Origin of the sequence: Levyella massiliensis (genome assembly GCF_000308275.2) — a bacterium.
Classification (GTDB): Bacteria; Bacillota; Clostridia; order Tissierellales; family Peptoniphilaceae; genus Murdochiella; species Murdochiella massiliensis_A.
In genome coordinates, this window is record NZ_HG529490.1 from 975,813 (window position 1) to 1,001,458 (window position 25,646).

22 protein-coding genes are annotated in these 25,646 nt (G+C 51.0%); 5 read left to right on the forward strand and 17 right to left on the reverse strand.

Features of this window, described 5'->3' with window-relative positions; genetic code table 11:
- Positions 1-65: 65 nt before the first annotated feature.
- Positions 66-731, reverse strand: coding sequence for an ECF transporter S component (locus BN98_RS04525; protein WP_019189519.1), 666 nt, complete (start codon positions 729-731; stop codon positions 66-68).
- Between the two features lie 168 nt (positions 732-899).
- On the opposite strand from BN98_RS04525, the gene murJ reads away from it, so the two are divergent.
- Entirely contained in the window at positions 900-2,447 is a 1,548-nt protein-coding gene (murJ, locus tag BN98_RS04530) for a murein biosynthesis integral membrane protein MurJ (RefSeq protein ID WP_019189518.1), read from the forward strand.
- 120 nt (positions 2,448-2,567) lie between these two features.
- Here murJ and galE read toward each other — a convergent pair whose 3' ends face one another.
- The 5 genes from galE to BN98_RS04555 all read right to left on the reverse strand — a co-directional run bounded on the left by galE (position 2,568) and on the right by BN98_RS04555 (position 8,142).
- Positions 2,568-3,575 (reverse strand): UDP-glucose 4-epimerase GalE, encoded by a 1,008-nt coding sequence (gene galE / locus BN98_RS04535; RefSeq protein ID WP_019189517.1) that lies wholly within the window; start codon positions 3,573-3,575, stop codon positions 2,568-2,570.
- A gap of 118 nt (positions 3,576-3,693) precedes the next feature.
- Entirely contained in the window at positions 3,694-4,731 is a 1,038-nt protein-coding gene (locus BN98_RS04540; protein ID WP_195891103.1) for a D-alanyl-D-alanine carboxypeptidase family protein, read from the reverse strand.
- Positions 4,732-5,080: 349 nt separating this feature from the next.
- Entirely contained in the window at positions 5,081-5,914 is an 834-nt protein-coding gene (gene ispE / locus BN98_RS04545) for a 4-(cytidine 5'-diphospho)-2-C-methyl-D-erythritol kinase (RefSeq protein WP_019189515.1), read from the reverse strand.
- Positions 5,915-6,131: 217 nt separating this feature from the next.
- On the reverse strand, positions 6,132-6,371 hold the full coding sequence (locus BN98_RS04550) for a Veg family protein (protein ID WP_019189514.1): 240 nt from the start codon (positions 6,369-6,371) through the stop codon (positions 6,132-6,134).
- A gap of 385 nt (positions 6,372-6,756) precedes the next feature.
- The gene (locus BN98_RS04555; RefSeq protein ID WP_019189513.1) at positions 6,757-8,142 is read right to left on the reverse strand and encodes an aminopeptidase; all 1,386 of its coding nucleotides are present in this window, start codon (positions 8,140-8,142) and stop codon (positions 6,757-6,759) included.
- A gap of 343 nt (positions 8,143-8,485) precedes the next feature.
- Between BN98_RS04555 and BN98_RS08695 the strand changes: the two genes are divergently transcribed.
- A complete protein-coding gene (locus BN98_RS08695; protein WP_084765295.1) occupies positions 8,486-8,788 on the forward strand; it encodes a DUF1858 domain-containing protein in 303 nt (100 codons plus the stop codon).
- Between the two features lie 81 nt (positions 8,789-8,869).
- Here the strand turns inward: BN98_RS08695 and BN98_RS04565 are convergent, their stop codons facing one another.
- The 6 genes from BN98_RS04565 to metG form a co-directional block, all read right to left on the reverse strand.
- Entirely contained in the window at positions 8,870-9,130 is a 261-nt protein-coding gene (locus BN98_RS04565; RefSeq protein WP_242826675.1) for a GNAT family N-acetyltransferase, read from the reverse strand.
- Positions 9,131-9,197: 67 nt separating this feature from the next.
- Positions 9,198-9,428: a glutaredoxin family protein gene (locus BN98_RS04570; protein ID WP_019189509.1), complete on the reverse strand. Its 231-nt coding sequence runs from the start codon at positions 9,426-9,428 to the stop codon at positions 9,198-9,200.
- A 20-nt stretch (positions 9,429-9,448) separates the two neighbouring features.
- Positions 9,449-10,351: a 16S rRNA (adenine(1518)-N(6)/adenine(1519)-N(6))-dimethyltransferase RsmA gene (rsmA, locus tag BN98_RS04575; protein WP_019189508.1), complete on the reverse strand. Its 903-nt coding sequence runs from the start codon at positions 10,349-10,351 to the stop codon at positions 9,449-9,451.
- Entirely contained in the window at positions 10,348-11,007 is a 660-nt protein-coding gene (rnmV, locus tag BN98_RS04580; RefSeq protein ID WP_019189507.1) for a ribonuclease M5, read from the reverse strand. The genes rsmA and rnmV overlap by 4 nt, the downstream gene beginning before the upstream one ends.
- A complete protein-coding gene (locus BN98_RS04585; protein ID WP_019189506.1) occupies positions 11,000-11,815 on the reverse strand; it encodes a TatD family hydrolase in 816 nt (271 codons plus the stop codon). Before BN98_RS04585 ends, rnmV begins: the two co-directional genes overlap by 8 nt.
- Positions 11,812-13,860 (reverse strand): methionine--tRNA ligase, encoded by a 2,049-nt coding sequence (metG, locus tag BN98_RS04590; protein WP_019189505.1) that lies wholly within the window; start codon positions 13,858-13,860, stop codon positions 11,812-11,814. Before metG ends, BN98_RS04585 begins: the two co-directional genes overlap by 4 nt.
- Before the next feature lie 158 nt (positions 13,861-14,018).
- Here metG and BN98_RS04595 point away from each other — a divergent pair, with 158 nt between their 5' ends.
- The 3 genes from BN98_RS04595 (at position 14,019) to BN98_RS04605 (ending at position 17,571) form a co-directional block, all read left to right on the forward strand.
- Positions 14,019-15,233, forward strand: coding sequence for an MFS transporter (locus BN98_RS04595; protein ID WP_019189504.1), 1,215 nt, complete (start codon positions 14,019-14,021; stop codon positions 15,231-15,233).
- 145 nt (positions 15,234-15,378) lie between these two features.
- Positions 15,379-16,620 (forward strand): tyrosine--tRNA ligase, encoded by a 1,242-nt coding sequence (tyrS, locus tag BN98_RS04600; protein ID WP_019189503.1) that lies wholly within the window; start codon positions 15,379-15,381, stop codon positions 16,618-16,620.
- A gap of 9 nt (positions 16,621-16,629) precedes the next feature.
- Entirely contained in the window at positions 16,630-17,571 is a 942-nt protein-coding gene (locus tag BN98_RS04605; RefSeq protein WP_019189502.1) for a TDT family transporter, read from the forward strand.
- Positions 17,572-17,630: 59 nt separating this feature from the next.
- Here BN98_RS04605 and BN98_RS04610 read toward each other — a convergent pair whose 3' ends face one another.
- The 5 genes from BN98_RS04610 to BN98_RS04630 all read right to left on the reverse strand — a co-directional run bounded on the left by BN98_RS04610 (position 17,631) and on the right by BN98_RS04630 (position 25,567).
- Positions 17,631-19,373, reverse strand: coding sequence for a hypothetical protein (locus BN98_RS04610; RefSeq protein ID WP_019189501.1), 1,743 nt, complete (start codon positions 19,371-19,373; stop codon positions 17,631-17,633).
- Positions 19,370-20,074 (reverse strand): ABC transporter ATP-binding protein, encoded by a 705-nt coding sequence (locus BN98_RS04615; RefSeq protein WP_019189500.1) that lies wholly within the window; start codon positions 20,072-20,074, stop codon positions 19,370-19,372. The genes BN98_RS04610 and BN98_RS04615 overlap by 4 nt, the downstream gene beginning before the upstream one ends.
- Positions 20,050-22,251 carry a DEAD/DEAH box helicase gene (locus BN98_RS07915; protein WP_019189499.1) on the reverse strand — a complete coding sequence of 734 codons (2,202 nt, stop codon included), beginning with the start codon at positions 22,249-22,251 and terminating at the stop codon, positions 20,050-20,052. Before BN98_RS07915 ends, BN98_RS04615 begins: the two co-directional genes overlap by 25 nt.
- A 72-nt stretch (positions 22,252-22,323) precedes the next feature.
- A complete protein-coding gene (locus BN98_RS04625; protein ID WP_052332299.1) occupies positions 22,324-23,619 on the reverse strand; it encodes a BREX system ATP-binding domain-containing protein in 1,296 nt (431 codons plus the stop codon).
- Positions 23,606-25,567, reverse strand: a complete 1,962-nt coding sequence (locus BN98_RS04630; protein ID WP_019189497.1) for a tellurite resistance TerB C-terminal domain-containing protein — start codon at positions 25,565-25,567, stop codon at positions 23,606-23,608. Before BN98_RS04630 ends, BN98_RS04625 begins: the two co-directional genes overlap by 14 nt.
- Between the last annotated feature and the right edge of the window lie 79 nt (positions 25,568-25,646).

A 25,646-nucleotide genomic window follows, 5' to 3' on the forward strand; every position in this document is an offset into this window, starting at 1 on the left:
TTCCTGTCTAGCGATGTGTGCCGCAGGCGTCCCTATGACCTGTGGCAATTTCTTCTGCCCGGGGATCAGGACCAGCTGTGCAGAATGGGAGAAATACGTTTATAGAGAAGGAATGTCACAACACTCTCCAAAAGGGTCTTCACCAAGTTAAACGGGAAAACGGAGAAAAGCATCAGGGTCATATAGTTACTGACCAAGCCGTTTGCCGCACCGATTTGTGTTGCCAATACATCCAAATCCAATTTAATGGCCGCCGCATATGCGGGGAAAATGAAGAACGTGTTGGATAAAACGGCAATACAGCTCATGGCCAAAGAACCGACAATCAAACCGACGATGGCGCCTTTTTTATTGTGCGAGCGACGATAAATAATAGAAGAGACCAACACAAAGGTCGAACCGACGATAAGGTTGGACAATTCGCCGACACCCACAGTTTCCGAGGTAAATAATTTCAGAATATTTTTGACCAATTGAATTAAAAAGCCGGCGACGGGTCCCATGGCAAAACCGCCAATCAAACCGGGAACATCACCAAAATCCACTTTCATAAAAGCAGGAGCAAAGGGCATGGGGATTTGAAATAATTCCATGAGCAAAAAGCCCAAGGCGCCCAACGCACCAATCTTCACAATACTACGGATACGCGTCACGTCCTTCAGCTGTTGCGTGAAGGTTTTCGGTTCCGCCCATCCTCTAACTTTTTTTGTTGCACTATTATTTGATTCCATATCCATTCCTTTCTATAATTAGGGACTATGTAAGATGTTTCTTGTCCGAAGAAAAGAATGATAGAGGTTTAACAACCTTTTCTATTATAGTCGATTACGCTGCTCTTGTATAGGTGCAGAACAATTTTTTTGTGATAGACTAAAGGAGATTAACACAAAGGAGTATCCATGGGATCTGTAACCTTTCAATTAATGATCGTCACCATCATCTCCAAAATGACCGGATTGATTCGTGAAGTCAGTTTGGCCAAGTTTTTTGGCACTGGTACGATTACCGATATCTACGTTGTTTCGGAAAGCGTCGCTGCCATGGCGTTCAGCTTTCTTTTTCTCTCGATTCAGACAACCTTTATACCAATGTACAATAAGGTTTTGGCGCGGCGCGGTCGCAAGCAGGCGGATCGCTTCACGGCCAATCTTACAAATACCGTTGTCGTGTTAGCGTTAGCCATTGTTGCCATTGGTTTTGTCTTTATGCCGCAAATCATGCATTTCGTTGCGGCGGGCTTTGAAGGAGAAAAATTAGACCAGGCCGTACTCTTTACCCGCATTGTCCTGTTTCGCATTCTCTTCTCAGCCTTAAACGGCGGCTTCATCGGCTACCTCAACAATTACAATAACTTCCTTACCCCCGCCACCACCGGTATCATTATGAACGTCGTTATGATTTTCTTTTCGTATCTGACGGCACGTACCGGCAGCCTCTATCTTCTGGCATTTGGCGGCATCGTGTCCATGGGCGTACAGTACATTTTCTTCCCCGGGGCACTACGGCGCGTCGGCTATCGCCATCAATTCATTCTGAAGCCCAAAGATCCGGCCATTTTGGAATCTCTGGAAATTGCGGTGCCGGCCATGTTCTCCATCCTGGTCAACGATATTTCCATCATTGTAGACAAAGCCCTGGCAACGACCCTCGTGCCAAACGGCGGCGCTTCCGCCTTAAACTATGCCAATATGATGTTCATGCTCGTGCAGGGCGTCGTCATCGTATCCATAACCACCGCATGTTATCCGGGGATGAGTCGTGCAGCGCAGAAGAAGGATCTGACCCCCTTTAAGCATGTGATCAATCGCTCCCTGACGCAGGGCATGCTTCTCATCATCCCGGCCACCGTCGGTATGATGCTTTTTGCAGAGCCTCTGGTACGGTTGTTCTACCAACGTGACCAATTCACGGCAGCTTCGACGATGATGACAGCAGGCGCCTTGTTCTGGTATACCCCCGGTCTTATCGGACTCTTATGTTCTCAAGTTTTTGTACGTGCGTTTTACGCTTTAAACGACACTAAAACGCCGCTGATCCTTTCCACCATTCAGGTAGGTGTGGATATCACGTTTAACTTCATCTTGTCGTATTTGTTCGGATTAAACGGTCTGGCCGCTTCCACGATGATCGGCAATGCCGTGGGCGCTATTCTCATGGGCATCGCACTACGCAAAAAATGCGGTAATCTGCAATTCCGATCGCTTTTGATTTCTACGGCAAAAATCGTAGCCGCTTCAACCGTAATGGCGTTGGTGGCCTATCCGCTCTTTTATGGTATGGGACGGCACATGGAATTGTTGCGCATGGGCGTCACCGTGCTCGTTGCCGCCGCCGTTTATGGCATATTGATCCTCTTCGCACAAATTCCGGAAGTGCGCCGCTTGGTCAATCACATCTACCACAACCGCATGCGTCGCAAGCATCGCCAAAACGGGACGCGCGCATAAGAAAGTATGGATATATTTATCGACGTAAAAACGGGAGCCGAAGGCATTGCCTTTGGCTCCCGTTTTTTTATGCTATCGTAATGCGCCCTCGCCGACTGTCTTTCACCACGGCGACGGTCCTTATTTCTCGTCTTGCAGCCCCTTCTGGAATCTCCACGAGCTGGCGCAAGCCTCTTCAATGGAATGCGTTGCTTTCCAATCCAACTGCTTTTCCGCCAGCGACGGATCCGCCACGACGGTAGCAAGGTCTCCCGGGCGTCTCGATTGTACTTCATAGGGGACCGTAACGCCGGAGGCTTTTTCAAAAGCATGGACTAGCTCCATTACGCTGGTGCCCCGGCCTGTCCCTAAATTAAACGCATGGGCACCGGGTTTCTTCGCCATTGTTTCCAGCGCAGCCACATGACCGAGGGCCAAGTCCACAACATGGATATAGTCACGCACGCCCGTGCCGTCCGGCGTATCGTAATCATCGCCAAAAATACGAAGTTTTTCCTGCGTGCCATCTGCAACCTGGCAGATGTAAGGCAAAAGGTTATTCGGTGTTCCGACCGGTCGTTCGCCGAGCAAACCGGATTCGTGAGCACCGATGGGATTAAAGTAGCGCAGCAATACCGCACAAAAGCTGTCATCTGCGGTGCACAGATCCTGCAAGATGCGCTCGATCATGACCTTCGTCCAGCCGTAGGGATTGCTTGAGCCGATGATCATATCTTCAGAAAACGGCGGCGTATTCTCTGCCGCATAGACGGTAGCAGAAGAACTGAAGACCATGGTGTGAACATCATGTGCTTGCATCTGCTCGAGGATCACAAGGGTACTCAGCAAGTTATTGCGATAATACATCAGCGGTTTTGCCACCGATTCGCCAACTGCCTTATAGCCGGCAAAATGGATCACACAATCAAAGGCATGGTTGTCGAAGAGCTTCTGCATGGCTTCCGCATCCGTGCAGTCCGCAATCACTACCTCCAGCGGTTTGCCCGTAATCTTTTCGATGCGTCCCTGTACCTCTGCTTCCGCATTATACAAGTTGTCAACGACAACGACGTCGTGACCACGTTGCACTAAGGCAACGACGGTATGAGAGCCGATATAACCCAGGCCTCCTGTGACCAATACTTTCATATTTCCTCCTACTCTTGCTCCTGTTGAGTTGTCCTTTGGAGCGATACCTGCGCAGGCATACCATCTAAGCAGACAAAAGCCCACAGGTAACACCCATGGGCTTAATAACTCTCAATCACTAATGTACACCGTAGAAGACTTCCATTGTCAGCCCTTCATTGCTGATAATGGAGGCATCCTCAACACCCACGTAGTAGAAAATCGTGGGATCGGCACGATAGCCGGTAATGGTTTCGCTACCTTTCGGATAACGCAGTACAAATCCGTATTCTTGTGCGTGTTTTTTCAACCAACGGAACTGCGGCGTGTTTTCAAAATGATTTTCCAAGCGCGGATCCGTATTCGGCGCGTAGAACTGTACGCCATAGCCCGTTTGGAAAACGGCATGTCCCGGATCCGGTACATGGCCGGGATTGCCGCGCAAAACCAATTCTTTCTTTTCTTCCTCTGCGCTGCGATACGTGGCGGCCACTTCAACTTGCAACCCGTCACGCTGCATGGCTTCAAGCATGACCTTCAGTCCTGCCTGGGCATCCGGATGAAAAACCGTTTCATACGATTCCGGTAAACGATACGTCGCATTGACAATCACATGACCGTCCACCGTCTTGAATAGCGATGCATCACTCACGACGGCCAGATCATTGTTGCGCACATAACCGGTACGCCCTTTGGTCACGACCTTCGTCCAATCGCCCTTCTTGCCGTAGGTTTCAACATAGGTATCCTTAGCAATGGGTGCCACAACATGAGACTTCGTGGAATCCCTTGTAAACAGCGTTGTATCGCGGGAAACCTGCAGATAGGTGTCCAACGTATCCGTATAACCGTCGTGTTGCATTTTTTCTTGACGGGGTTCCGCCTTTTGTTGTTCCATCTCGGCACGCGTCTTGTAATCAATCGATACCGAGGCAGGTTCTTTCGATGAAGTTTTTGATTCCTGTATCAGTTCCAGCGATGTCGCCGATGCAATATGGGTGTCCACGGCGCTGGAGCTGGTCATGAAATGGCGAATAACAAAACTACCGGCCAGCAGAAGGAATACGCCCGCACATACACCGAGCATGACATTTCTTTTGTGGCGGCGACGATGAAGCATCTCGCGACGCACTTTGCGCTCTCTGAAGCGTCTTTCAATTTGCCTATCTTTTTTCATCGACATACCTCTATGCTTTCCGTTCGTGAAAACGGTATCCCGTGCAATTTATCTTACACTAGTAGTATTATAACGAACACCGAAGGGATGTTCAAGCCAAAAATGAAAAAAAATGGGGCAAAATGAGGCAAAAGCTTCTAATGAATGTGTTCAATTTTTCCTCGAGCCCAACATGTTGTACGAGTCGAAAGAACGGCAAAACGATGGATTACTCATGACGAATGTATGAACTATGTAAGGAAAACATTTTCTCTTTCTCATTCCGAATAACTATGCGAAAAGTTTCCGACTCCGGTCGCGGCTTCCGTGCATCTGCCCCCTCTGCGGGTTCGAACAATGTCTTTTTGTCCTACACCGTCCGCGTCAGTACCACAAACGGATATTTTCCGTACAGAGAGGAATACGCTGTCTCCGCCTGTTCCATGGTTTCGTATAACCCGAACATCGTGGGGCCGCTTCCGCTCATCAATGCGGCAAGTGCGCCGGTAGCCAGTAATTCCTTTTTGATTTCTGCCAACTGCGGAATGGAATCGAAAGTAACGCTCTCCATCTGATTTTTCATGAGGCCGTATGCCTTTAAATTATCGTACTGTAAGAGATCGATCATCTTGGAAATCGGAATGCGTCCGTTGCTTTCAACACGATCGTACACATAGCGGGAACTAATCGTATCGCCGGTATTGATCAAAATCACAGGCTTCTGCGAGAACGGGGGCAATTTGGTCAAAACTGTTCCGCGTCCCTGCGCACGTTGCGTGCCGCCGCGAATAAAAAATGCCGTGTCGGAATCGATCGTCGCTGCGATCTCCATTAAATCCTCTTCGGTGAGCCCCAGATTCCACAGTCGATTCAGCCCGACCAACGTGGCCGCCGCATCGGCACTGCCTCCCCCGAGTCCTGCCGACAGCGGAATTTCCTTTTTCAATTCGATAATGACGGAATCATCCTCCACGCGATCGCGAAGTGCACTCCACGCACGATAGATCAAATTGTTCTCATCCAATTTTAAATTCGGATGATTGCAAAAGAGGACAAATCCTCCCCGCCCATTTTCAATGTCCAATGTGTCATGCAAGGCAATCTCCTGCATCACGCCATCCAAATCATGATAGCCGTCGTCTCGCATGCCGATCACATCCAACGACAAATTAATTTTCGCGTTTGCCTGCAGCTCCAATTCCATTTTTCGCTCCTCTGCCTAATTTCATTCCTTCGCCCTACGAAGGGGGATTTTCCTAAATGCGGTATGCCCCGGCTGCGGGGTGACTTCCTGTTGCGGAGTGCAACCCCCGGCTGCGGGATAGCTCCGTGGCTGCGGGATGTCCCCTCCGGCGCATCTTCCCCGCTGCGGCGCATACGAAGAAAAGGAGCTCAGCGAGCTCCTTTTCCTTACATCGGTTTTAATACACGGTCAGTTTTACAGTGGACGTCAAAACATCCGTGTAAGTGTACGATACTGTACGTTCCATATCAAAAGAATTAGAGATGCGCACCGTGAAAACATCATCAAACGCATTTTCAATGACGCCCTCTTTGGTGACGATGCGCTTTCGCCCCTTATCGGCGCGGACAACCACAGTGCGGCCGATGTTCTGCTCTACCTCACTGCGAATCGCCTGAATCAAATTGTTTTCCTGCAAGATAACACCCACCTTCTGGTTTAAAGTATGGATAGACTTTTAAATTATACACTAAAATAGTGAATTATACAATCTCGGAGTGGGAGACCCGCACGGGAGCCGTATACTCGGTAGGTTATGCAGAAGAAAAAATGAGCAATCCTCATGCGGCGCAGTTTGAAGCTTCCGATGCTCTTCCTTTACGGGGGTAAATGGCGAAATGACTGATAGCCGCCGTAAAGTTCTGCGTCAATTTACGGGGGTAAAACCGCAAAGTAGAGAATTGACCCGTAATACCGCTTACGCTACACCCCCCCAACCGTCGCGCAACCCCTAGACATCGCTGACTGATCATACAAAAAAGGCGGCCCGTTGGGCCGCCTTCCCTATCACTCAATGTTAAGTTTTATTCCAGGAACGCCTTATACGCGCGATAGGTTTCGTAGGCGTCAACCTTAGAGGCCAGTTCAATCGGGGCATGCATGGAGAGCATGGCTGTGCCGCAGTCGACGACATCGGCGCCGTATTCGGCCAGAATGTAGGCGATGGTACCGCCGCCGCCGGCGTCCACAGCGCCCAGTTCGGCTGTCTGATAGACCACATCGTGGCTGCGGAAAATCTGACGTACTTCGTTCAGGAATTCGGCATGAGCATCGTTGGAACCGCTCTTGCCACCTGAACCGGTGTACTTGGCGATGGCAACGCCGCAGCCCATATAGGCGGCGTTTTGCTTTTCATACTTTTGCGTGCCGTCAAATTGTGCATCGTAGGCTGCCGTGACATCGGCAGAGAGCACGCGTGAATTGGCCATGGCGCGCTTCATATAGAGTTCGCTGTAGGTATCACGGCTGGCGGCAATCAGTTCCGCGACGGTATCCACAAAGAAATGAGATTTCATGCCCGTATTGCCGATGGAGCCGACCTCTTCCTTATCAACAAAGAGACCGACAGCAGTGCGTTCCGGATGCTCGATTTCCAAGATGGCTTTCAGATTAGCAAAAGAGCAGATACGGTCGTCGTGACCATGACCGGCAATGAGGGAGCGATCAAAGCCCACTTCGCGAGCAGGGCCGGCGGGAACAGCTTCCAGTTCAGCTACTTGGAAATCTTCCTCCTCGATACCGTATTTATCATGGAGCAATTTCAAAATATTCGTCGTGATGGGATCTTTGTCATCATCGGCTTTGCCTTCGCTGCTGTGACCGATCACGATCTGGAGGCGTTCGCCGGTCAGGTTTTCGGCCGAAGTCTTCTGATTCGGATTGCGGGAAAGATGAATCAGAAGATCATTGATGTAGAAAACCGGATCGGACGGATCTTCACCGATATGAATATCCACGCGCTTGCCCTCTTTCGTGAACATCACGCCATGCAAAGCCAGTGGCAGGGTGACCCAATGGTATTTCTTTACACCGCCGTAATAGTGCGTGCGCAAATACGCTAGGTTTCCCTCTTCATGCAGCGGATTGGCTTTAATATCCAGGCGCGGGCAATCGATGTGCGAGCCCACAATGTCCATTCCTTCCGCGATATCCTTGCCCATAACAAAGAGTGCCGCACTCTTGCCGCGATTTGAGGCAAAAATTTTATCGCCGGCTTTAACACCTTTTTTTAACGCCTCTTCCAAAGGCATGAAGCCTGCCTTCTCGGCGGCTTTCTGAATAAAATCATGCGCCAGACGTTCCGTCTTCGCTTCGGATAAAAATGCCATGTACTCTTTGCAATAGGCTTCCATTTCCTCCCGCTGCTGCGGCGTCAGGACCTCCCAAGCATTGGTTCTCTCGTATTTCATAGTTCTCCTTTCCGGGCGCTCGTATGCATGAGCCTCCCCCGTGATTGGCTGCGACCGGCACAAAATAGCTGTGCCCTTAAACGTCTCTTAATCCTACCATATTTCTTGCGTCTCTCGTTTGCTTCTTCGCAAACATTTTGCTACACTGCATGGGTCAAAGCGATACGAGGAAGAAGTATTCGTCATCGATGAAGCCAAGTGTTGCCCTTTCGTCAGCCGATGTTTTGATTGGTTAACTTTTTGGGTATAGAACAGCAGAACATATCGATTTATGACATCGATACTAAGGACAAGCCGAACACAGTCCGCTGTGTTGTGATACAGAGCGCAATAAGGAGGCACTATGAATCTGTTTCAATCGTTACAAGACACCAAAGAACCGGAGCAGAAGCCGGTACAGGACAATACATCCGTAGAGAAGGCGAATGTGGAACCATCCGCTGGAAAAAAAGAGGAAGTGATCATCACGAAAGAGATGATGCTCTCCGAAGTGATCCAGCGTAAGCCGCGCACGATTCAGACATTGCTATTGATCGGCATGGGCTGCATCGGTTGCCCGAGTTCTCTGATGGAAACCGTGGAACAGGCCGCCTGGGTGCATGGCATTGATCCCGATATGCTGGTCGAAAAGCTGAACGAATGCTAATGATAAACGGCAAATAAAAAGCGGCCAATGGGCAGATATGAAGCCCCTTGGCCGCTTTTTTATTGTTTCTTTAAGATATCTCTATAGGCTGAGTTTTTTTCGAACTCTCTTTTCGCGAAGGTGCACAGGGGAAGAATTTTTTATATCCTTTTCGCGAGCCTTTTCCACAAGTTTAGCAACTAGCTTTCCCGCTATTCCCTTACCGCCATACGTCGCATCTACCAGCGTATGGTCTATGATCCACATGTCTTCCGATGGAGAATAGGTGGATTCTCCGATTTCGGTTTCTCCATCATAGGCTGCTGCCCGATTCTTATCTTCCTCGTACTGAATTTTGATCATGCTTTTCCTTCCTGCCCCATTAATCGTCTTTTTTTAGTAAAAAAGGCGGCCATAAGGCCGCCTTCTCTTACTTCTTCAACAATTCGCTGAGCTTCTTCTGATCGAAGCCGATGATTTCTTCACCATCCACAACAATAACCGGAACGCCGCGATAGCCGCGATCTAACATCCACTTGCGTGCCTCAGTGTCTGCCATCACATCCTTTTCGGTATAATCAATGCCATTTTCCTGCATAAAAGTCTTCGCTGCCTTGCAATGGACGCAGCTCGGCGAAGTATAAATGGTTACATCTGCCATCGTGTCCTCCTTAGAGACTATTAAGATTCTCGGGGCCTGTCGGCTCCGCTGTCTTCCTGTTTCTTATACCCAAATTCTTTATAAATAGCAATAAAATCCGTGATGGAGAGATTTTCAGCGCGTGCTGTGGCGGGAAGGCCGCGAGCAATCAGCGCATCGCGCAGCGCTTGCAAAGAGGCACCGGTCGATTTCGAAAGCGCTTTTACCACCATTTTGCGTCGCTGCAAAAAAGCATCGCGTACCAACAAATTGATAGCCGCGCACGCCTCCGGGCTGACGTTATCGGGCCATTGCTTTTTGATATGCACCACCGCCGAATCCACCTTGGGCGGCGGTAAAAATGCCGTACGCGGCACGATGAAAGCGGCTTGCGCCTGACCGTAGAGTGCGATCATAAGCGTCAGCGCCCCATAGACTTTATTGCCGGGGGTTGCCGTCATGCGCTCTGCCACCTCTTTTTGCACTAAGACCGTGACGGTATCAACAGGCAGGGTATCGTCCAGAAAGCGGCGAAGCAGCGGTGTCGTAATATAATACGGCACATTGGCCACGACCTTAACAGGCGTGCCAACGGGCGCAATGTGCGATAAAGCGTCGCCTAAGTCAAGTTTCAATGCATCGCCCTCGAGCAGATGAAAGCGCTCGTTTTGTCCGAATGTGGCGCGCAACACCGGAAAAAATGTGCGGTCCAGTTCGACCGACAAGACGATGGCTCCCGCTTCCAGCAATGCCTGGGTCAGTGTCCCGATGCCGGGACCCACTTCGAGCACCACGTCCCCCGGCTGTACCTCCGCTGTCTCAATAATTTTATGCACCAGATTCCCATCGATGAGAAAGTTTTGACCCAAGGCCTTCGTGAAGCGCAGGTGATGACGTTCCATCACGGCACGAATGACCGCTGGCGAGTATAAACGTTCGCTCATACTTCCTCCTCTCCACGCTCGGCGTGAACCTGTTGCATGGCCGTTTCAAATTCTTCCCGCGCAATGCCGAAGGCGTTTAGCCGTGACAACAGCTGTTTCGCATTGCCATAGCTTAAACCCAATAAAGATGTGAGGGCGATGCGTCTATCCTTCGCCCCTTCGGCCGCATCCAAGCCGTGCGCCAACAGATCCTGCTTGGAAAAAGTCTCGCATCGTTCCCTAAGGGTCGGACGCGCCTTGGCGAGTGCCCGACGAATGGCCTCCGGTGCAGCATTCTCCACACCGATATCATCGCCACGCAGCGCCTCATTACGCGGAAGATACGCCTGTTTGGCATCGGGCACAAGATCGGTGACAAGACGGCGAATGCGTTTCCCCGCATAATCCGGGTCAGTCAGAATAATGATGCCGCAACGCGCGGCGGCTTCCTGAATATCCGCTGCAATGGTCGGATTTAAGCCATTGCCATGGGTCATGATGCATTCGGCTTGCACGGCCGCCTTCACGGCGGCAATATCGTCCTTTCCTTCGACGACGATCACTTCGTGAATCATCATGCTATCACCGGGAAGCGGCGTACGCGAAAAGGCGGCATCGCTATAATTCGGTTGCGATGCCGCTGTCTCTTTTTTTGAGGGACGCTGCGCGTCAGACATGCGTGCCTCCTTCTGCGTCGGGCATTTCTTTTAAGGTTGCCGGCAGGTTGAAAAAGTCCAAGGTGTTTTGGAAAACCTGTCGACGGAGTGCTTCTTCGTCATCGCCACGTAGCGATGCCATATAGGCAAGGGTATCGTGCGCATACCAAGGCATATTGGTGCGCCCGCGATGCGGCACCGGTGCCAGATAGGGGCCGTCCGTCTCCAAGAGCAGGCGCTCGCAAGGCACACGGCGCGCCAATTCCTTGGCCATGGCGGCGTTTTTAAACGTTACCATGCCACCCAGAGAGATAAAATAGCCGAATTCAGCCAATTCTTCCCAGGTCTCCCACGTTTCATTATAGGAGTGCAGCAATGCGCGTATGGAAGAACCGAAATTTTTCAAAATGGCCGAATTATCTGCCGCCGCTTCGCGACTGTGAATGACAACCGGCATTTGAAGCGATCGCGCTAATTCCAGCTGTCGTTCAAAGACGGCCCACTGCGTTTTTCGCGGAGAAAGATCATAGTGATAATCCAAGCCGATTTCACCAATGGCAACCACCTTCTCCTCCTTCGCCAAGACACGCATCCGCGCTTCCCAGGCATCGGTATAGCCTGAGGCTTCATGCGGGTGGGTGCCCACGCAGGCATAGAGGCGTTCATGCGTTTTGGCCAGTGCCACCGCCTTCTCCGAGCTTTTCGCATCGCAACCCGGATCGATGACAGCCGCTACTCCTTCAGACACCAGGCGAGAGATGATCTCTTCACGCGTGTCGTCATAAGCGTCGTCGTCTAAATGGCAATGCGCGTCAATGAGCCATTTCATGCGAGATACGTTCCCTTTTCCACGTCGGCAATCGGCGAAAGCGGCGCAACCATATCTTTGCCCTCTGCGGTTAAAATCATGCCGTTGCTTTCGATACCGCGAATTTTACGCGGCTTCAGGTTGACCACAAAAGCCAGCTTCTTGCCGATGAGATCCTCGGGTTTCCACCACTCACGAATCCCTGAAACGATCGTGCGCACTTCATCACCAAAATCGACAGTTTCTACTAAGAGCGAATCTGCATTGGGATGGTATTCGCAGGCAATGATTTCTCCCACGCGAATCTTCACCTTCTCAAAATCTTCAAAGGCAATAAGCGCCGTCGATGCGGCATCGCTCTTCTCCACCTTCGGATTCTCTTTCTCCTGGTTCTTTTTCATATCCGCTTTTTCCATTTCTTGCTGTTTCTCCTGCTGACGCGCTACCAGTTCCTCAATGCTGATTCCCAGACGTTTCGCCATCAGCGCATTGTTCGCGTCATAAATTTTCTGCACCTCGTCGTCGATCTTGAGGCGTGGGAAGAGGGCTTCTCCCTTGGATACCTTCGTACCGGCGGGAATCTGATTCACTTCGCCCGCCTGCAGGAAGCCCTTGCCGGCAAATCCCAATTGCTCAAACATTTTCGGTGCGGTTTCCGGCATGAACGGGACTAGCAGGGACGCAATGGTGGTCAGGCTGTCCAGCAAACGATAGAGTACCGTGTTCAAGCGCTCTTTCTTTGTCGGATCCTTAGCCAGCGCCCACGGTTCCGTTTCATCAATGTATTTATTGGTGCGACGGATGAGCGTCCATATGGCTTCCAGTCCGTTTTGGAAATCGTACTGCTCCATGGCCGCTTCCAACGCCTTCGGGGTTTGCTGCTGCAATTGTGTAAGGGCATCATCCGGATCAGCAGGAGCCGTCGGCGCCGGCACTATGCCGTCGTTATATTTTTCCACCATTGCTACACTACGGGATAAGAGATTGCCAAGGTCGTTTGCCAAATCAGCATTCAGGCGCGTCAGGAATTTGCGCGTTGAGAAATTGCCGTCTGCACCGAAATTGAATTCGCGCAGGACAAAATACTTCAACGCATCGCGTCCGTAAAGCGCGATGAGCGGTTCCGGATAGATGACATTGCCCTTTGATTTGGACATTTTATCATCATCAAAGAGGATCCAACCGTGGCCGAAGATGGTCTTTGGCAGCGGCATATCCAGCGCCATTAAAACGGCGGGCCAGATGATGGAATGGAAACGCATAATATCGCGTCCGACAAAGTGCACCGAAGCCGGCCAATATTTGTCAAATTTTTCGGGGTCATCGCCAAAACCGATGCCGGTCAAATAGCAAATCAACGCGTCAATCCAGACATAGATCACATGCTCCGTGTCAAACGGCACAGGCACGCCCCATTTCAGACGTTTACGCGTTACCGACAGATCTTCCAATCCGTCCTTAAAGAAGGAGCCGATCATTTCCTTTTGGCGATTGGCGGGTTGCATAAATTCCGGATGATCTTTGTAGTACTGCAGCAAGCGATCCTGATACTCCGAAAGACGGAAGAAGTAGCTTTCCTCTTCACGATGTTCGACCGGACGACCGCAGTTCGGGCATTTGCCGTCAACAAGCTGTGCTTCTGTCCAGAATTCCTCGCACGGTGTGCAGTAATAACCGGAGTAGTTGCCTTTATAAATCGCACCCTTGTCATAAAGGCGCTGAAAGAGCTTCTGAACATCTTTTTCATGCTGCTCCGAGGAGGAGCGCACGAAGGTATCCGGCTCCACATCCAAGGTTTTCCACAGCTCTCGAATGGACTCTACAATGGGATCAATGTAGTCCAACGGTTCCACGTTATTCTTTGCCGCAATGCGGGCCAGCTTTTCGCCGTGTTCATCCGAACCGGTCACGTAATAGGCATCATAGCCCTGTTCTTGCTTATAGCGTTTGACCGCATCGGCAATGATAGAAGTATACGTATTGCCCAAGTGCAGGTTCGCACTGGGATAATAAATGGGTGCAGTAATATAGAACGGTTTCTTGCCGTTCTCATGGTGTTGACACATAGTGGCTCCTTTCGTCCCAAATCGATGGAATTATTATAGCATAGTCCGTGCTGCAGCCGAGGGGCACCTTTTGGCATTCGTGTTATAATGAAGCGATCAAAATAGGGGTGGTTTTCCTTTTTCGATACCTCCCCATATCGGGCGAAAAAGGGGGGCTTATGGGGCGACGATCTTTGTTCTTTCGAAATGCACTGTTGCAATTCAGCTTTTTTATCAGCTTTTGTGTGCTGACCGTATTTACGGTGCTCTATCTGCAATCGGTCGGATTTTCCACGCTGGATACCGGCATCATCTTCGGTTTGGGAAATCTCTGCGGTGCTTTGTTGCAGCTGGTGACCGGACAACTGGCTGACGCCTCGAAAGTGATTTCCCTACGGATGGTAATTTTCGGACACGCTCTGTTGGCGCTTGTCTTCATGATTCCCGTCGTCTTTTTTCAGGCGACCGGCTTTATCATTCCTGTCGCATTTTTTGTATTTGTGCTTATTTCACAAGCCATCCAAGGTCCTATCAATTCCGTCTCCGTCGCATTTGAACAGGCCGGCTATCCGATTTCTTTCAGCGTGATCCGTGGCATCGGCTCGGCAAGCTATGGCCTGACCTCTCTGGCTGCAGGCTTCTATTTTGAAAGCCGTCCGATCACTGATGTGCCACTAGTCCTGTTTTGCGGCATGCTTCTCTTTATGCTTTGTATTTTTCTGGTACCGCCCGTTCCGGCGGGCGTAAATACCCTTCGCGATGCGCGCGTGGAGCCAACCAGCCAACCGACCAAGCATTTTTATCGCAAATACCCCTTCTTTGTGCCTCTTTTGATTGGCTTCACCCTGCTATTTGCCGGGCATATGATCATCAATAATTTTTTGGCGCTCTTAGTGGAAAATGTCGGCGGTTCGTCCGGCCAAGTAGGTGTGGCCGTAAGTTGTGCCATCGTTATGGAAACCACTTCTCTCATGCTTTACGGACGTTTTCGACGCATGCTCTCCGATCGTGCCCTTATGGCCATTGCTGCCTGTTTCTTTACGGTCAAAGCTTTTATACTGAGTCAGGCAGCGGATGTCGGGCTGGTCTATGTTTCACAGTTTTTCCAGTTTGCCACCTTCCCCTTCCTCACCGGTGGCATCAGCTATTTTTCCGCTGATGTGGTCGAGGTGCAGGATCTTGTCAAGGGGCAAAACGTCGTGACCATCATTATGGCGCTCGGTGGCGCCATCGGTTCCACGAGCGGCGGCTTCCTGTTAAACTATACGAATGCTGCTACAGCTCTAATGGTCACCGTCGCCATCAGTCTCGTCGGTACGCTCATTGCTCTCTATGGCATTTGGAGCGCCGGTAAAGCTGTTACGAAAAAGAACACTGCCGAAAAGGCGCTCTGACGATTTTTCCCTGCCATGGCAGAAGCCGTTTCGATGGAAAGCATGACAAAGCGGACGGCTTCTCGTATGATAGAAGCAGTTCCCCTTTCGAAAGTCGGCATAGGCCTACCTGTCGAAAGCAGAAAACAATGATAAGGAGACAACGATGATCGAATACAAAAAAGAGTATGACAATGTATTGGATGAATTGAAGGATCGCGGCTATTTTGATAACGCAACGGATGAGGCCGCCCTGCGTGACTTGTTAGGCAAAGGTCCTGTCAAATTTTATATCGGCTTTGATGCGACAGCAGATTCGCTGACAATCGGTCACTTCATTCAGATTATGGTTTTGATGCGCATGCAAGCCTACGGTCATGTGCCCATTGCTCTGTTGGGCGGCGGCACCACGATGATCGGTGATCCTTCGGGTCGTAGCGATATGCGCACGGTCATGACCAATGAAAGAATCAACCACAATGCAGACTGCTTCTACAAGCAGCTCTGCCGCTTCATCGACTTTAATGATGAAAATGCGATTCTGATGAACAACAAAGACTGGCTGCTGGATCTGAACTTTTTAAATTTCATGCGTGATGTGGGAGTCCACTTCAACGTCGGGGAAATGATTAAAAAGGACGCTTATAAAAATCGTCTGGCCGCAGGTGGTCTTACCTTCTTCGAATTCGCCTACATGCTTCTGCAAAGCTATGACTTTCTCGAGCTCTATCGCCGTCTGGAATGCCGCTTGGAATTCGGCGGGTCGGATCAGTGGGCGAATATCATCGGTGGCGTCGATCTGGTGCGAAAAGCGGAGAATGTCGATGTGTATGGCATGACCTTCAAGCTGTTAACCACCGCAGATGGCGTCAAAATGGGCAAATCCATGAAGGGTGCCGTTTGGCTGGATGAGAACAAAACTTCTCCTTACGATCTGTTTCAATACATGCGTAATGTGGATGATCGCGATGTGACCAAGTTCCTGTTACAGCTGACCTTCTTGCCGAAGGAGGAGTGCGTTGAACTCGGCAGTTATCAAGATGCCCGCATCAACGAAGGCAAGGAGCGCTTAGCTTATGAAGTCACCCGTATTATCCACGGCAAAGAAAAAGCGGATCAGGCGCTGGCCGCTTCGAAGGCACTGTTCAGTGCCGGCGAAGATCACGCCAATATGCCGGAAAAAGCCATTTCTTTTGACGGTGACACCATCGGTATCCTGAATCTCTTGACCGAAAGCGGTCTCACTAAATCCAATGGCGAAGCTCGCCGTCTTGTACAGCAGGGTGGTATCACCGTGGACGATGAAAAAATCACGGATATTGCCCTCGAGCTGTCGCGCGCTGCCCTGGCAAAAGGCATTACGGTGAAAAAAGGCAAAAAAATCTATCTGCGTATCGTAACGAAATAAGGTGCCGTGATGAAAAAGCGACTCCCTCTGTCCGTTCTTTCCTTAGTAGCAGCCTTTGCGGCATTAGGCACCGCCCTGATGCCCTATCAGGCTGCGCTGCGCGCCCTCTGCGGCGTCATTGCCATGGCGCTTGGCATTGCTTTCATCGTCCAGTCCTTCTCCGATACGAAACATATCGCACAATCGATGGGACGCCCCTTCGGCATTGCCATATTTGCCTACTTTCCGCTGGCTGTTGAATTTCTGGCGCCCTACGCGAAAGACTATTTCATCGGCGATGCCGCCGCAAAAATGCTCTTGCTCGGTCTGGCTTTGCAAGGCGTTCTGCTGCTCGTCTCGGTTGTACGTCTCTTTCGTGCGCATAAGGCAGAAAATTTCAGTCCCTTGCTCTATGTACCCTTTGTAGGCATGGCGAGTTTTTCCTGGGCGGCCGATGAAATTGGCTCCGCAGCCACCGGTAAACCGATATTTTTAGTCACCGTCTTCTTCTTTGCGGTGCTGAGTCTCCTGTTGCTCGTGTTTTTGCGAAGGGGAACTCGCCGGAATGCCGCTTTGGCGCCCGGTTTTCGTTCGCCTGCGCTCGTAACCCAGGCAATGCCACTGCCGCTTCTTTTTCTGGCGTATACAGCTTCCGCAAACACATTGGCGTTGCCTATCTTGGCTGTACTGACACTTGGTACAGCGATGACTTGGGTCATTGCTCTCGTTTTACTGGCACGCATCCTGCGCGCTCCCTATGAAGAGGACTTGGCTCTCATCGCTTTTCCAATGACCGTCAGTGCCCTTGCCTTACAACGCGCTCCCTTAGCAATGCAAGCCGCCGGCGGCACTTTGGCATCCTTGGCTCCGCTCCTGCAACAGGTATCCATCGTACCCGTGCTTGTTGCTGCCGTTATTTGCTACTATGTATTGCTGCGCGTGCTACTCGCGCTTTTTGCGAAAAGTAAATAAAGAAGCCCGCCGATGGCGGGCAACAATAGAAAAAGCAGAATACCCCACTTGGCTTTGATTTAATGCCGCATCGCTTTCGGACCGAGGCGCACGACCAGCCAGTAGGCGACGGGAATGAAGATCAAGAAGAAGGCGATGGAGACCAAGGCGAAGGGCATCGGGGTCATAATGTTGGAAAAGCGTGTGGCGCCGAAGAAGCAGAAGCCGTAGACTAGACCGTTTAACAGCGTTGGGGCGAAGCTATGGCTTCCTTCTTCGTCATAGGGTTGAAAGACATAGTAGATGAAGAGCGGAAAGATAGTGAAGAAAGCGCCATAGGTCAGTACCAGAAGAAGCGTGGCCATGAGATGCCATGGCGACATGTGCACACGCAAGCCGTTTACGGCAAAAAACAGAATCACCAGCAGCGTGGAACGCTGCATGAGCTTCCAAAGGCTGGCCATACGGCACTTAAACATCGTAAGCAAGGCCTCCTGTTCTTTATAAAAGCTGTAGTGAAGCAGGCTCTGATCGCAATTGATATACATTGCTTTGGTGAGGTTTTCATTGCTGCATAAGAGATACATCATAAGCGGAATGATATAAATCAAATCCGTTATCACTTTTGCATCGTTTAAAAGGATAAAAGCAAAGGTAGCAATAAAGCCGAGAAGTGCACCGATGATGGTGCGCGTAAGAATAGGGCGTTCCAACAGGCGCGCATGACGCTTGAAAAAGAGATCGTTCAAATAGGCGTAGCCCTTCTTATCGGATTGATGATGGAGCACCTCCTCGGACAAATAAGCGTCCGGCACATTCTGCCCACCCGATGCGGAAGCATCGTCGCCGCGCGCAGGATCCTCCTTCTCCGCAGAGGATTTTTTGCGAAAGAGGGATGCAAAGATACCGGCATTCGTCTGCTGCAAATCGGAATCGTTGAGTTTCAAATTGTCCTTCGAAACCTCTGACAGACTTTCGATCGAATAGTACATTTCCGTACTGACCTGGATCAGACGCGAATATTCCTTTTGCTGCAGGAAAAAGCGCATGGATTGCCAAGCGGGCACAAGGAGCGCCAGGCTCAATAGCCAGCCGAAAAGACCAATATTCATATGAAAATACGCAAATATCGCTATGATGGCAATATTGACGAATAGGCGCAGAAATGCGCTTGCCCACTGGCTTGCGGTATTATTTTCTTTTTCTTTTAATTTCTTCTGATAATTGTGGCGCGCAAAGGCCTGGTCTAAGAGATAGACGGCAAGGCTCCAGCCGATGACTTCAAGAACGTTCCACGCCGGCCACACCATAGTAAATAGCACGCTCCAGACAATGCAGCGCGAAACAAAATGTTGGGCCGGACGAAACAGGGCCATTACCATCACGCTGCGATGAATGTCCAAATGAAAATAGCGCAACCACTCGTAAAGCGTATTGCCATTATCGACCACTTGTGAACTGCCCCAGGTGAAAAACAGATAAACAATCAGAAAAATCCCTGTGCGTATGCAGAGGCGAAAAGGATCCATCCCCGCAAGCGGCGCAAAAATAGCGATATTATCCTGCAAAATGGTGAGCATTAAATAGGAGAGCACCACGCAAATGCAGGACGATAGGAGCACCTTGACCAGATCCATGACGAGAATCACGAGCGGCGTCACCAGACGGCTCAGCTTCTTAAACGGACGTAAAGCATAGGAGTCGCCTAATGCACGGCCCAGGATCGGGATGCGACGCACCATATACACCACGCCGTTCACGAAGGAATACCAATTGATGAGGGAAATCAGTTTGAAATCCTGCCAAGTTCTTTTCAAATTCATTGGGCATCCTCTTCCGTTAACAGACGAATGACCTGCTCTTCGATATCGGGATTCGACAGGTCCTCGTCCACTGAGAGCAATTTACCATTTTTGAGTAATACCACGCTGTCACACAGATCGCGCGCCAGTTGCAGAATATGCGTCGAAAAAAGAATGATGTGTTCGCCGCGAATGGAGCGAATGAGCTCCTTCATCTCGTGCTGAACCACCACATCCAATGATGTCAGCGGCTCATCCATCAGAATCACGGGCGGACGCAAAATCATGAACATCAGCATCTGAATTTTATTTTTCATACCGGTCGAGTAGCTTTGCAAGAGACGGTCGCGATCTTCCACAGCAAAATCAATTTGGTCAAAATATTGATCCAAGTTCACATCCTTATGAATTTTCTCGCGATTCGCTTCGACAAAGAACGCCAGCATTTCGCGCCCGGTTAAAAAATTCGGCAGTGTCGGCTCAGAAACCATAAAAAAGACATCCTCCGCTTCCAGCGGACGCTTATGGCCATCCTGTTCGATCCATACCGAACCGGCATCCTTGCTGCGCTCCCCCGCAATCAGCGTAAACAGGGTTGTCTTACCGGCACCATTTCGACCGAGTAAAGCATAGACCGTCCCCTGTTCAAAGGTGCCGGTCACATCTTGCAGCACCTCTTTTTTAGCAAATGATTTTTTCAGATTTTCGAGTATGAGTTGCATATTTCCTCCATCACTTCTTTTAGCGACGTTAAACACAGATTTTTTAAGATATAGCGAATTTTGTATTCTTTTGACAGCAGAATAGCGTATTTTGCAGAGCCAAGCAAACGCGTAAGCATGGCTGCGTCTTCCTCCAAGTAAGCGCGAATGCGAGAGATAACGTCATCGCCCTCCTCGGTATACAGATAGCGCAACCGCAAGATAGCCGCACGCAAGTGCTCGCCAAAAAGTCTGCCGCGTCGGCTGTCCCAGAAAATGCGCGGGGACGGGCTCTCCGTAAGCGCACGCAGCAATAGAAAAAGCGTACGCTCCGCGCGACTGCCGAGAAACAGCGTGAGTTCAGCCTCATCCCCTTCCTTTGTCCATTGGACGTGGCGCTTGGGCGCATAAACCGTGCGCAGGCGCTTGAAAGCATCTCGCGCTACGGCATCTTTTTCAACGAGTGCAGGCGGCGCGTAGAGCACCTCCGGCATCAAACGGCGCAAGGGTGCAGACACATCATCGTAGGATCCTGCAAAAAGTGGCGCCTTCCCCTTTTTTGCACTCTTGACGAAAATTTTCTGTGCTTTTTCATCAACAGAATCCACTGACCACACGCGTGCGGACAAGAGAATATGCGCGCCCGGCACCACCTCCGGGGTTAAGGGCAGGGTACCGATGCGCTCCTTGCCAAACAGCACGGTAAAATCGCGCTCCGTTTGAAACATCGCATAAAAATCATGGCGCGTTGCAATCCGTTCGCCGGCAAGGCCCAAAAACATCTCCGTGCCCTCTTCCGACATCTCCAGGTACTCCTGTTCCAAAAGATAGTGCAGAATTTTCTCTTGGTCTTGACGAGTCAGAAACGAGAACACCGGCCAATCAGAAAGGGCGTAATAGTCCGACAACGGAAGGCCGCTTGTTTCCAATGCCAGCGCCAACACCTGGTGCGCAAAAACATCATAGGGTGCCGCTAACGGCTCCAAGCGTTCCAATTGCCCTGTTTTTACCATTTCCAACGCCGTAACGGCCTGCCAAAACGCATCCTCGCGCGTCGCAAAAAGATGCAACCGCGGCGGTTCCGCTATTTTTTTGCCCGTTTCCGGATCCGTCATCTCCCCACGCCCGCTGCGCCCCAATCGCTGTGCAAGCGATGTGGCCGAAAAAGGAGCATCTACCTGGCACACCGCATCCACCGTTCCAATATCAATACCCAGTTCAAGCGTCGAGGTGGCACAGAGGGCAAAGCGTGAAAAGCCGGATTTTACCCACTCCTCCGCTTCAAGGCGCAGGCCTTTCTCCATGGAAGAATGATGGGCCATCACGCGAATAAAGAGATTCTCGTGCTTCACGCGCTCCTGCAACGCGTGGGCAATTTCTTCCACGCGCCGCCGCGAATTGGGGAAAATCAGCAAGTTTTCCTTTTTCAGCACAGCAAACAGCGCATCGTAGAGCGCTGCCGTATCGGAAGGATCCTCCGGGCGGTCTCCTTGCTGCGCGGGTAAGCATAAATGCAGGTTTGTGATCGGAATGCGCTTCGCATGATCCACGACAATGCGCGTGTCGCGGCCGTGCGGGAAAAAGTAGCGCAGGTCGTCATAATTTTCTTCTACCACCGTTGCGCTCATACCCACATAGCGCGGATGTGCTTCGCTTCGCTTTTCCAATCGCTGCAACAAGGAGCGCAATTGCACGCCGCGTTGTCCCGATAGAAAACTATGGCATTCATCCACCAGAACCCACGAAAGGCAAGAAAATAAGCGAGAAACGCGTTCCGGATGCGTGTCCAGCATGGCTTCGAGGGATTCCGGCGTGATAAGGACAATACCTTCCGGATGCGCTACAAGCTTCCGCTTGGCGGAGGTTTTGGCTTCGCCATGCCATGCCGTCACCGGGATATCCAGCGCACGACAGAGCCCCCAAAGTCGCTGAAACTGGTCATTAATTAAGGCCACCAGAGGAGAAATCATCAGAATTTGCACCCCGTTATGCCAGTCTGACGAAGGCACAGAAGAAATGGCGGGTAAAAATGCCGCTTCCGTTTTTCCTGCTGCCGTTGGCGCGGACAGAATAAAGTTATCGTCTGTTTCCGTCGCGACACGGATGGCGGCATGCTGGATCGGGCGCAGAGCTTCCCATCCCTGCTCATAAATATATTTTCGTATGGGTGCGATAAGACGCATAAACGCATCAGCCATGCTTGCTTCCTTCCGACAATACGCTTTGCCTGTTCGCGGTGCCGACGGATTTCTCCAACTCAACGCTCCGCATTACAGAATGGATATTTCGGCGTCGTCCAAATTATCCGGATCCTTTTCCACGCGTCCGAGCGTACCGAAACGCCTTGTTAGCAGTTCTTCGGTCGAAACCTCCGGATTCTGACGCGCTAACTGCAAGAGTTGCAGAAAGTCCTTAATCACCGCTCGCGGCGTTAGAAATTCCGCGGCGCCCGGACGATTGAGCTGTGCCTGCATGTACTGCGCAATCTGTTCTTCCGAATACGCAGCTTTTCCTAAGCCGTAATGGGTGGTAAACACCGTTTGGATTTTTTCCAGCAACGTATAGATTTCTTCCGGCGTCAACGGTTTTAAGAGCTGCACAGTCGCCGTCGTATCCACCAAATCGCTTAAGCCTTCGCGAGCAATGCCAAAACGCCCCTTGAGGGCGCCGTAACTGGCCATGCCACGCCGTTCGTCAAAGATGGTTTTGCGTGTGGCCGCCAAATTGATCCACAGCCCCGGCGCGCGGCCGCCCTTCGTCTCATTGTATAAATTCAAAATGCGCTCGTAGTTTTGTTCACGGGTCATGCTGCGCGGTAATTTATACAGATTCACGCATTCGTCAAAATTCACGACAAGCCCGCTGTAACCCAGGATACGGAAAAATTCACTCCAGTTGAACAGGACATCAGTCCAGTTGTCATCCGTAATGATTTCCCCTACGCCAATCGATCGTTTGGCTTCCGTTTTGGTCGGCATATGGCCGTTCATCCAGCGCAGCGCCTGCGCTTTTTGCAAGGCATCGCCCTTGGCCGCTGCCTCCATATAGGCGGCCACCACCGCTGCCAATTCAAAGCGCAAGCCGCCGCTCGAAAAGCGATTGAAACCGTCATACACAAAGGCTGCCGGATCCTTTTTCTTTTGCACGACATTGTCATACCAACGATCCAGCATCGCTCCCAAGGCCTCCCCCGGTGCTGCAGCACGCGTTTGAAGACGCTTCATGATTTCCTGATAGAGGGCAACTCCTTTACCATCCGAAGCGTGGAAACGACGTGTGGGCGTCAGGTCCACGGTGGCGGCAGCCATATTTATCTGCAGCGCTAGCTGTTCAATGGTGTGAAGCATAAAGCTCTTGCCGGACCCGAAGTCACCGACCCAAACGCGAAAATCGGAGTCACCTTCCGCCACGCGTGCCAGCGTAGCGGCAACTTCCTCGACCTCCGCTTGGCGACCGACAAGCAGGTGCTGAATGCCCATTGTTGGCACAACACCAGCTTCCAAAGCCTGTAAAATTTGTTGTGCTTCGCGACGACGCAAAGGACGTTTGTTCTCATTTTCCTGCATGCTCATCCCTCTTTTCTTGCCACCAAGCGGCATCCGCCGGGTCCATCCACAATCGTTTCTCTTCTTCAAATAGGAGTTGCGCTCCGATTTCATCAAAATAGGCATCGTTGACCGCAGCAATAAGCCCTGCAGCACTTCTGCCCTCCTCTTGCGCGATTTGCTCCACCTCTGCCATCGTAAGGCCTTCCGAAGCAGCTGCCACGCGATCGACCAATCGCTCTTCCGGCGATGCATCGGCTAAGGCAGCCTCTTCCACGATGCTTTCCGACGCGGTGGGTTTCTCTTTCTCCGTCGTGTTCTCTTTGTCGTTCATTTCTTCGTCTATGGCCGTCGACGCATTCTCTGCGTGAGCTACAATAGCAGAGCCGTTTTCTACTAGGCGGTCCACTAAGGCCACCGTATCCGCCAACGCTCGTCTCGAATGGCGAATCGCCTGCCGATCCAGATTTAGCGTCCGCACCTTGGGCACGGACCACGCTTTCACTTGGTCTTCTAGTGCCTCGTACCACATTCTGTCTGCCGTCTGTAACGGGGTCTTCATCCAGGCGGCAAGCTCTTGTTTATGGGTGGCATCCACAAGCCGTTCCACTTTTTTAGGCATTTGCGGCTGTGCAGCACGCTTCCATCGCCGTCGTTCCTGCAAAAGAATGCGTATCTTTTGCTGCAAAGGGCTTTCTGTTTTTTTGACTTCCGCATGTTGTAAGAATATACACGCCTCATCCTCATCCATCGCATTCAAAACAGAAGCACGGCCGCTGCTTTTTGAAAGCTGATGCAGCCACTTGACGCGCAAGCGTTTGGCTAAGCGGGAAGCTTTCGGCAGTGCCTCGATATCATCGATGGTTATCGGAGAAATAGGATGCGTTTCCAATACACGGATCACTTTTTCCCGTAAAGCAAGCGGCAGCCGTCTCTCCATTTCTTCCCATGCGGAGGACGTGGAGAGCTTCGGCATCTCGGCTACTTCATTTCGAACGCGCTCTTCCGCTAGGCGCAAAAAGGCTGGCAAAATAGCATAATGAAAGGGATTTCGCGGTTTTTCGCCACGCGCCGCCTGCGCCAGATAACGGCGCATATTACGGTTTTTCCAGGGAATTTCGGCATCCTCGGCATGCTTCTCCACAATGTCCAGCATGGCATGATACAGTTCAAGAATGCGCTGTACCAGGGACGGGATTTCCCAGAGGCGCGTCGGATGAGAGATCGGCTCGCACAGTCGGGCAATCTGTTTAGGGGTATAGCTGATTTTTTCCCGCAATACGCTTTGCGGATCCCACCAGAGGATCTTCCTCCCTTTTTCGTCATACCCGAAATATTGCAGCGTTTCGGGGGTTGCCGGTGGAAGTTTTTCAACAGCCTGTCCCAAAAATGTGGAAAGGGAACGAACCCCATCGCTACCCAGCGTAAAGACAAAATAGGGGTCGGTCACAGTGGTCCCCTTGCGCTCGGGATCATAGTGACGTACCACTGCCTGATAGGTCACGCGATAGATTTGCTCTAAAAAATAGCTAGGCAGTCGATCACGGGTTGCGACATTGCCGGTCTCTTCCGTTAATGCCGCATCGCGACGCAATCGCAGAGCATAGGCTTCATCGGCCGTCTTTTCAAACAGGGCGTCCGTTTCTGTGATGATTTGTGTTTCGTGCTCGCGCGCCCGAAAACGCCAGGTAGACTGTTTAAGCTGTTCCTTCCAATATCCCTCACGATGCGGATGCGCAAATTGCAAAAAGGAGCGCGGCGTGTCTCGTTGTACCGAAGCAGGAGATTCTCTCTTGTTTTCCGGCGCAGCAATTTCTTGTGGTGGAAGGCGCAGCGCCCCGAAGCGCGCGACATCCGTGATTTTGGGATCCTCTTGGGCGCCGCTATCTTTCATGCGACGTTCCGCTTTTTCTTTGAGCTTGGGATCTTGCAATTGCGATAGCACCCAGGACTTAAAATCTTGCGACATCACCCGCCTCCTTTCTTCATCCGTATCCTTTATTGTACCGCATTCCTCATTGCGTTGTGAAAACCAAGCTTTTCCGCAG

What these genes read in the sequence shown, in the direction of transcription:
- BN98_RS08695 (WP_084765295.1), top strand. Translation starts at nt 8,486, where the DNA reads ATGAATCTGTTTCAATCGTTACAAGACACCAAAGAACCGGAGCAGAAG.
- BN98_RS04625 (WP_052332299.1), bottom strand. Translation starts at nt 23,619, where the DNA reads ATGCAGGAAAATGAGAACAAACGTCCTTTGCGTCGTCGCGAAGCACAA.
- BN98_RS04565 (WP_242826675.1), bottom strand. Translation starts at nt 9,130, where the DNA reads ATGATCAAAATTCAGTACGAGGAAGATAAGAATCGGGCAGCAGCCTAT.
- rnmV (WP_019189507.1), bottom strand. Translation starts at nt 11,007, where the DNA reads ATGTCTGACGCGCAGCGTCCCTCAAAAAAAGAGACAGCGGCATCGCAA.
- BN98_RS04605 (WP_019189502.1), top strand. Translation starts at nt 16,630, where the DNA reads ATGAAAAAGCGACTCCCTCTGTCCGTTCTTTCCTTAGTAGCAGCCTTT.
- BN98_RS04630 (WP_019189497.1), bottom strand. Translation starts at nt 25,567, where the DNA reads ATGTCGCAAGATTTTAAGTCCTGGGTGCTATCGCAATTGCAAGATCCC.
- murJ (WP_019189518.1), top strand. Translation starts at nt 900, where the DNA reads ATGGGATCTGTAACCTTTCAATTAATGATCGTCACCATCATCTCCAAA.
- BN98_RS04525 (WP_019189519.1), bottom strand. Translation starts at nt 731, where the DNA reads ATGGAATCAAATAATAGTGCAACAAAAAAAGTTAGAGGATGGGCGGAA.
- ispE (WP_019189515.1), bottom strand. Translation starts at nt 5,914, where the DNA reads ATGGAATTGGAGCTGCAGGCAAACGCGAAAATTAATTTGTCGTTGGAT.
- BN98_RS04610 (WP_019189501.1), bottom strand. Translation starts at nt 19,373, where the DNA reads ATGAATTTGAAAAGAACTTGGCAGGATTTCAAACTGATTTCCCTCATC.
- rsmA (WP_019189508.1), bottom strand. Translation starts at nt 10,351, where the DNA reads ATGAGCGAACGTTTATACTCGCCAGCGGTCATTCGTGCCGTGATGGAA.
- BN98_RS04555 (WP_019189513.1), bottom strand. Translation starts at nt 8,142, where the DNA reads ATGAAATACGAGAGAACCAATGCTTGGGAGGTCCTGACGCCGCAGCAG.
- BN98_RS04595 (WP_019189504.1), top strand. Translation starts at nt 14,019, where the DNA reads ATGGGGCGACGATCTTTGTTCTTTCGAAATGCACTGTTGCAATTCAGC.
- tyrS (WP_019189503.1), top strand. Translation starts at nt 15,379, where the DNA reads ATGATCGAATACAAAAAAGAGTATGACAATGTATTGGATGAATTGAAG.
- metG (WP_019189505.1), bottom strand. Translation starts at nt 13,860, where the DNA reads ATGTGTCAACACCATGAGAACGGCAAGAAACCGTTCTATATTACTGCA.
- BN98_RS04540 (WP_195891103.1), bottom strand. Translation starts at nt 4,731, where the DNA reads ATGAAAAAAGATAGGCAAATTGAAAGACGCTTCAGAGAGCGCAAAGTG.
- BN98_RS04615 (WP_019189500.1), bottom strand. Translation starts at nt 20,074, where the DNA reads ATGCAACTCATACTCGAAAATCTGAAAAAATCATTTGCTAAAAAAGAG.
- BN98_RS07915 (WP_019189499.1), bottom strand. Translation starts at nt 22,251, where the DNA reads ATGGCTGATGCGTTTATGCGTCTTATCGCACCCATACGAAAATATATT.
- BN98_RS04585 (WP_019189506.1), bottom strand. Translation starts at nt 11,815, where the DNA reads ATGAAATGGCTCATTGACGCGCATTGCCATTTAGACGACGACGCTTAT.
- BN98_RS04570 (WP_019189509.1), bottom strand. Translation starts at nt 9,428, where the DNA reads ATGGCAGATGTAACCATTTATACTTCGCCGAGCTGCGTCCATTGCAAG.
- galE (WP_019189517.1), bottom strand. Translation starts at nt 3,575, where the DNA reads ATGAAAGTATTGGTCACAGGAGGCCTGGGTTATATCGGCTCTCATACC.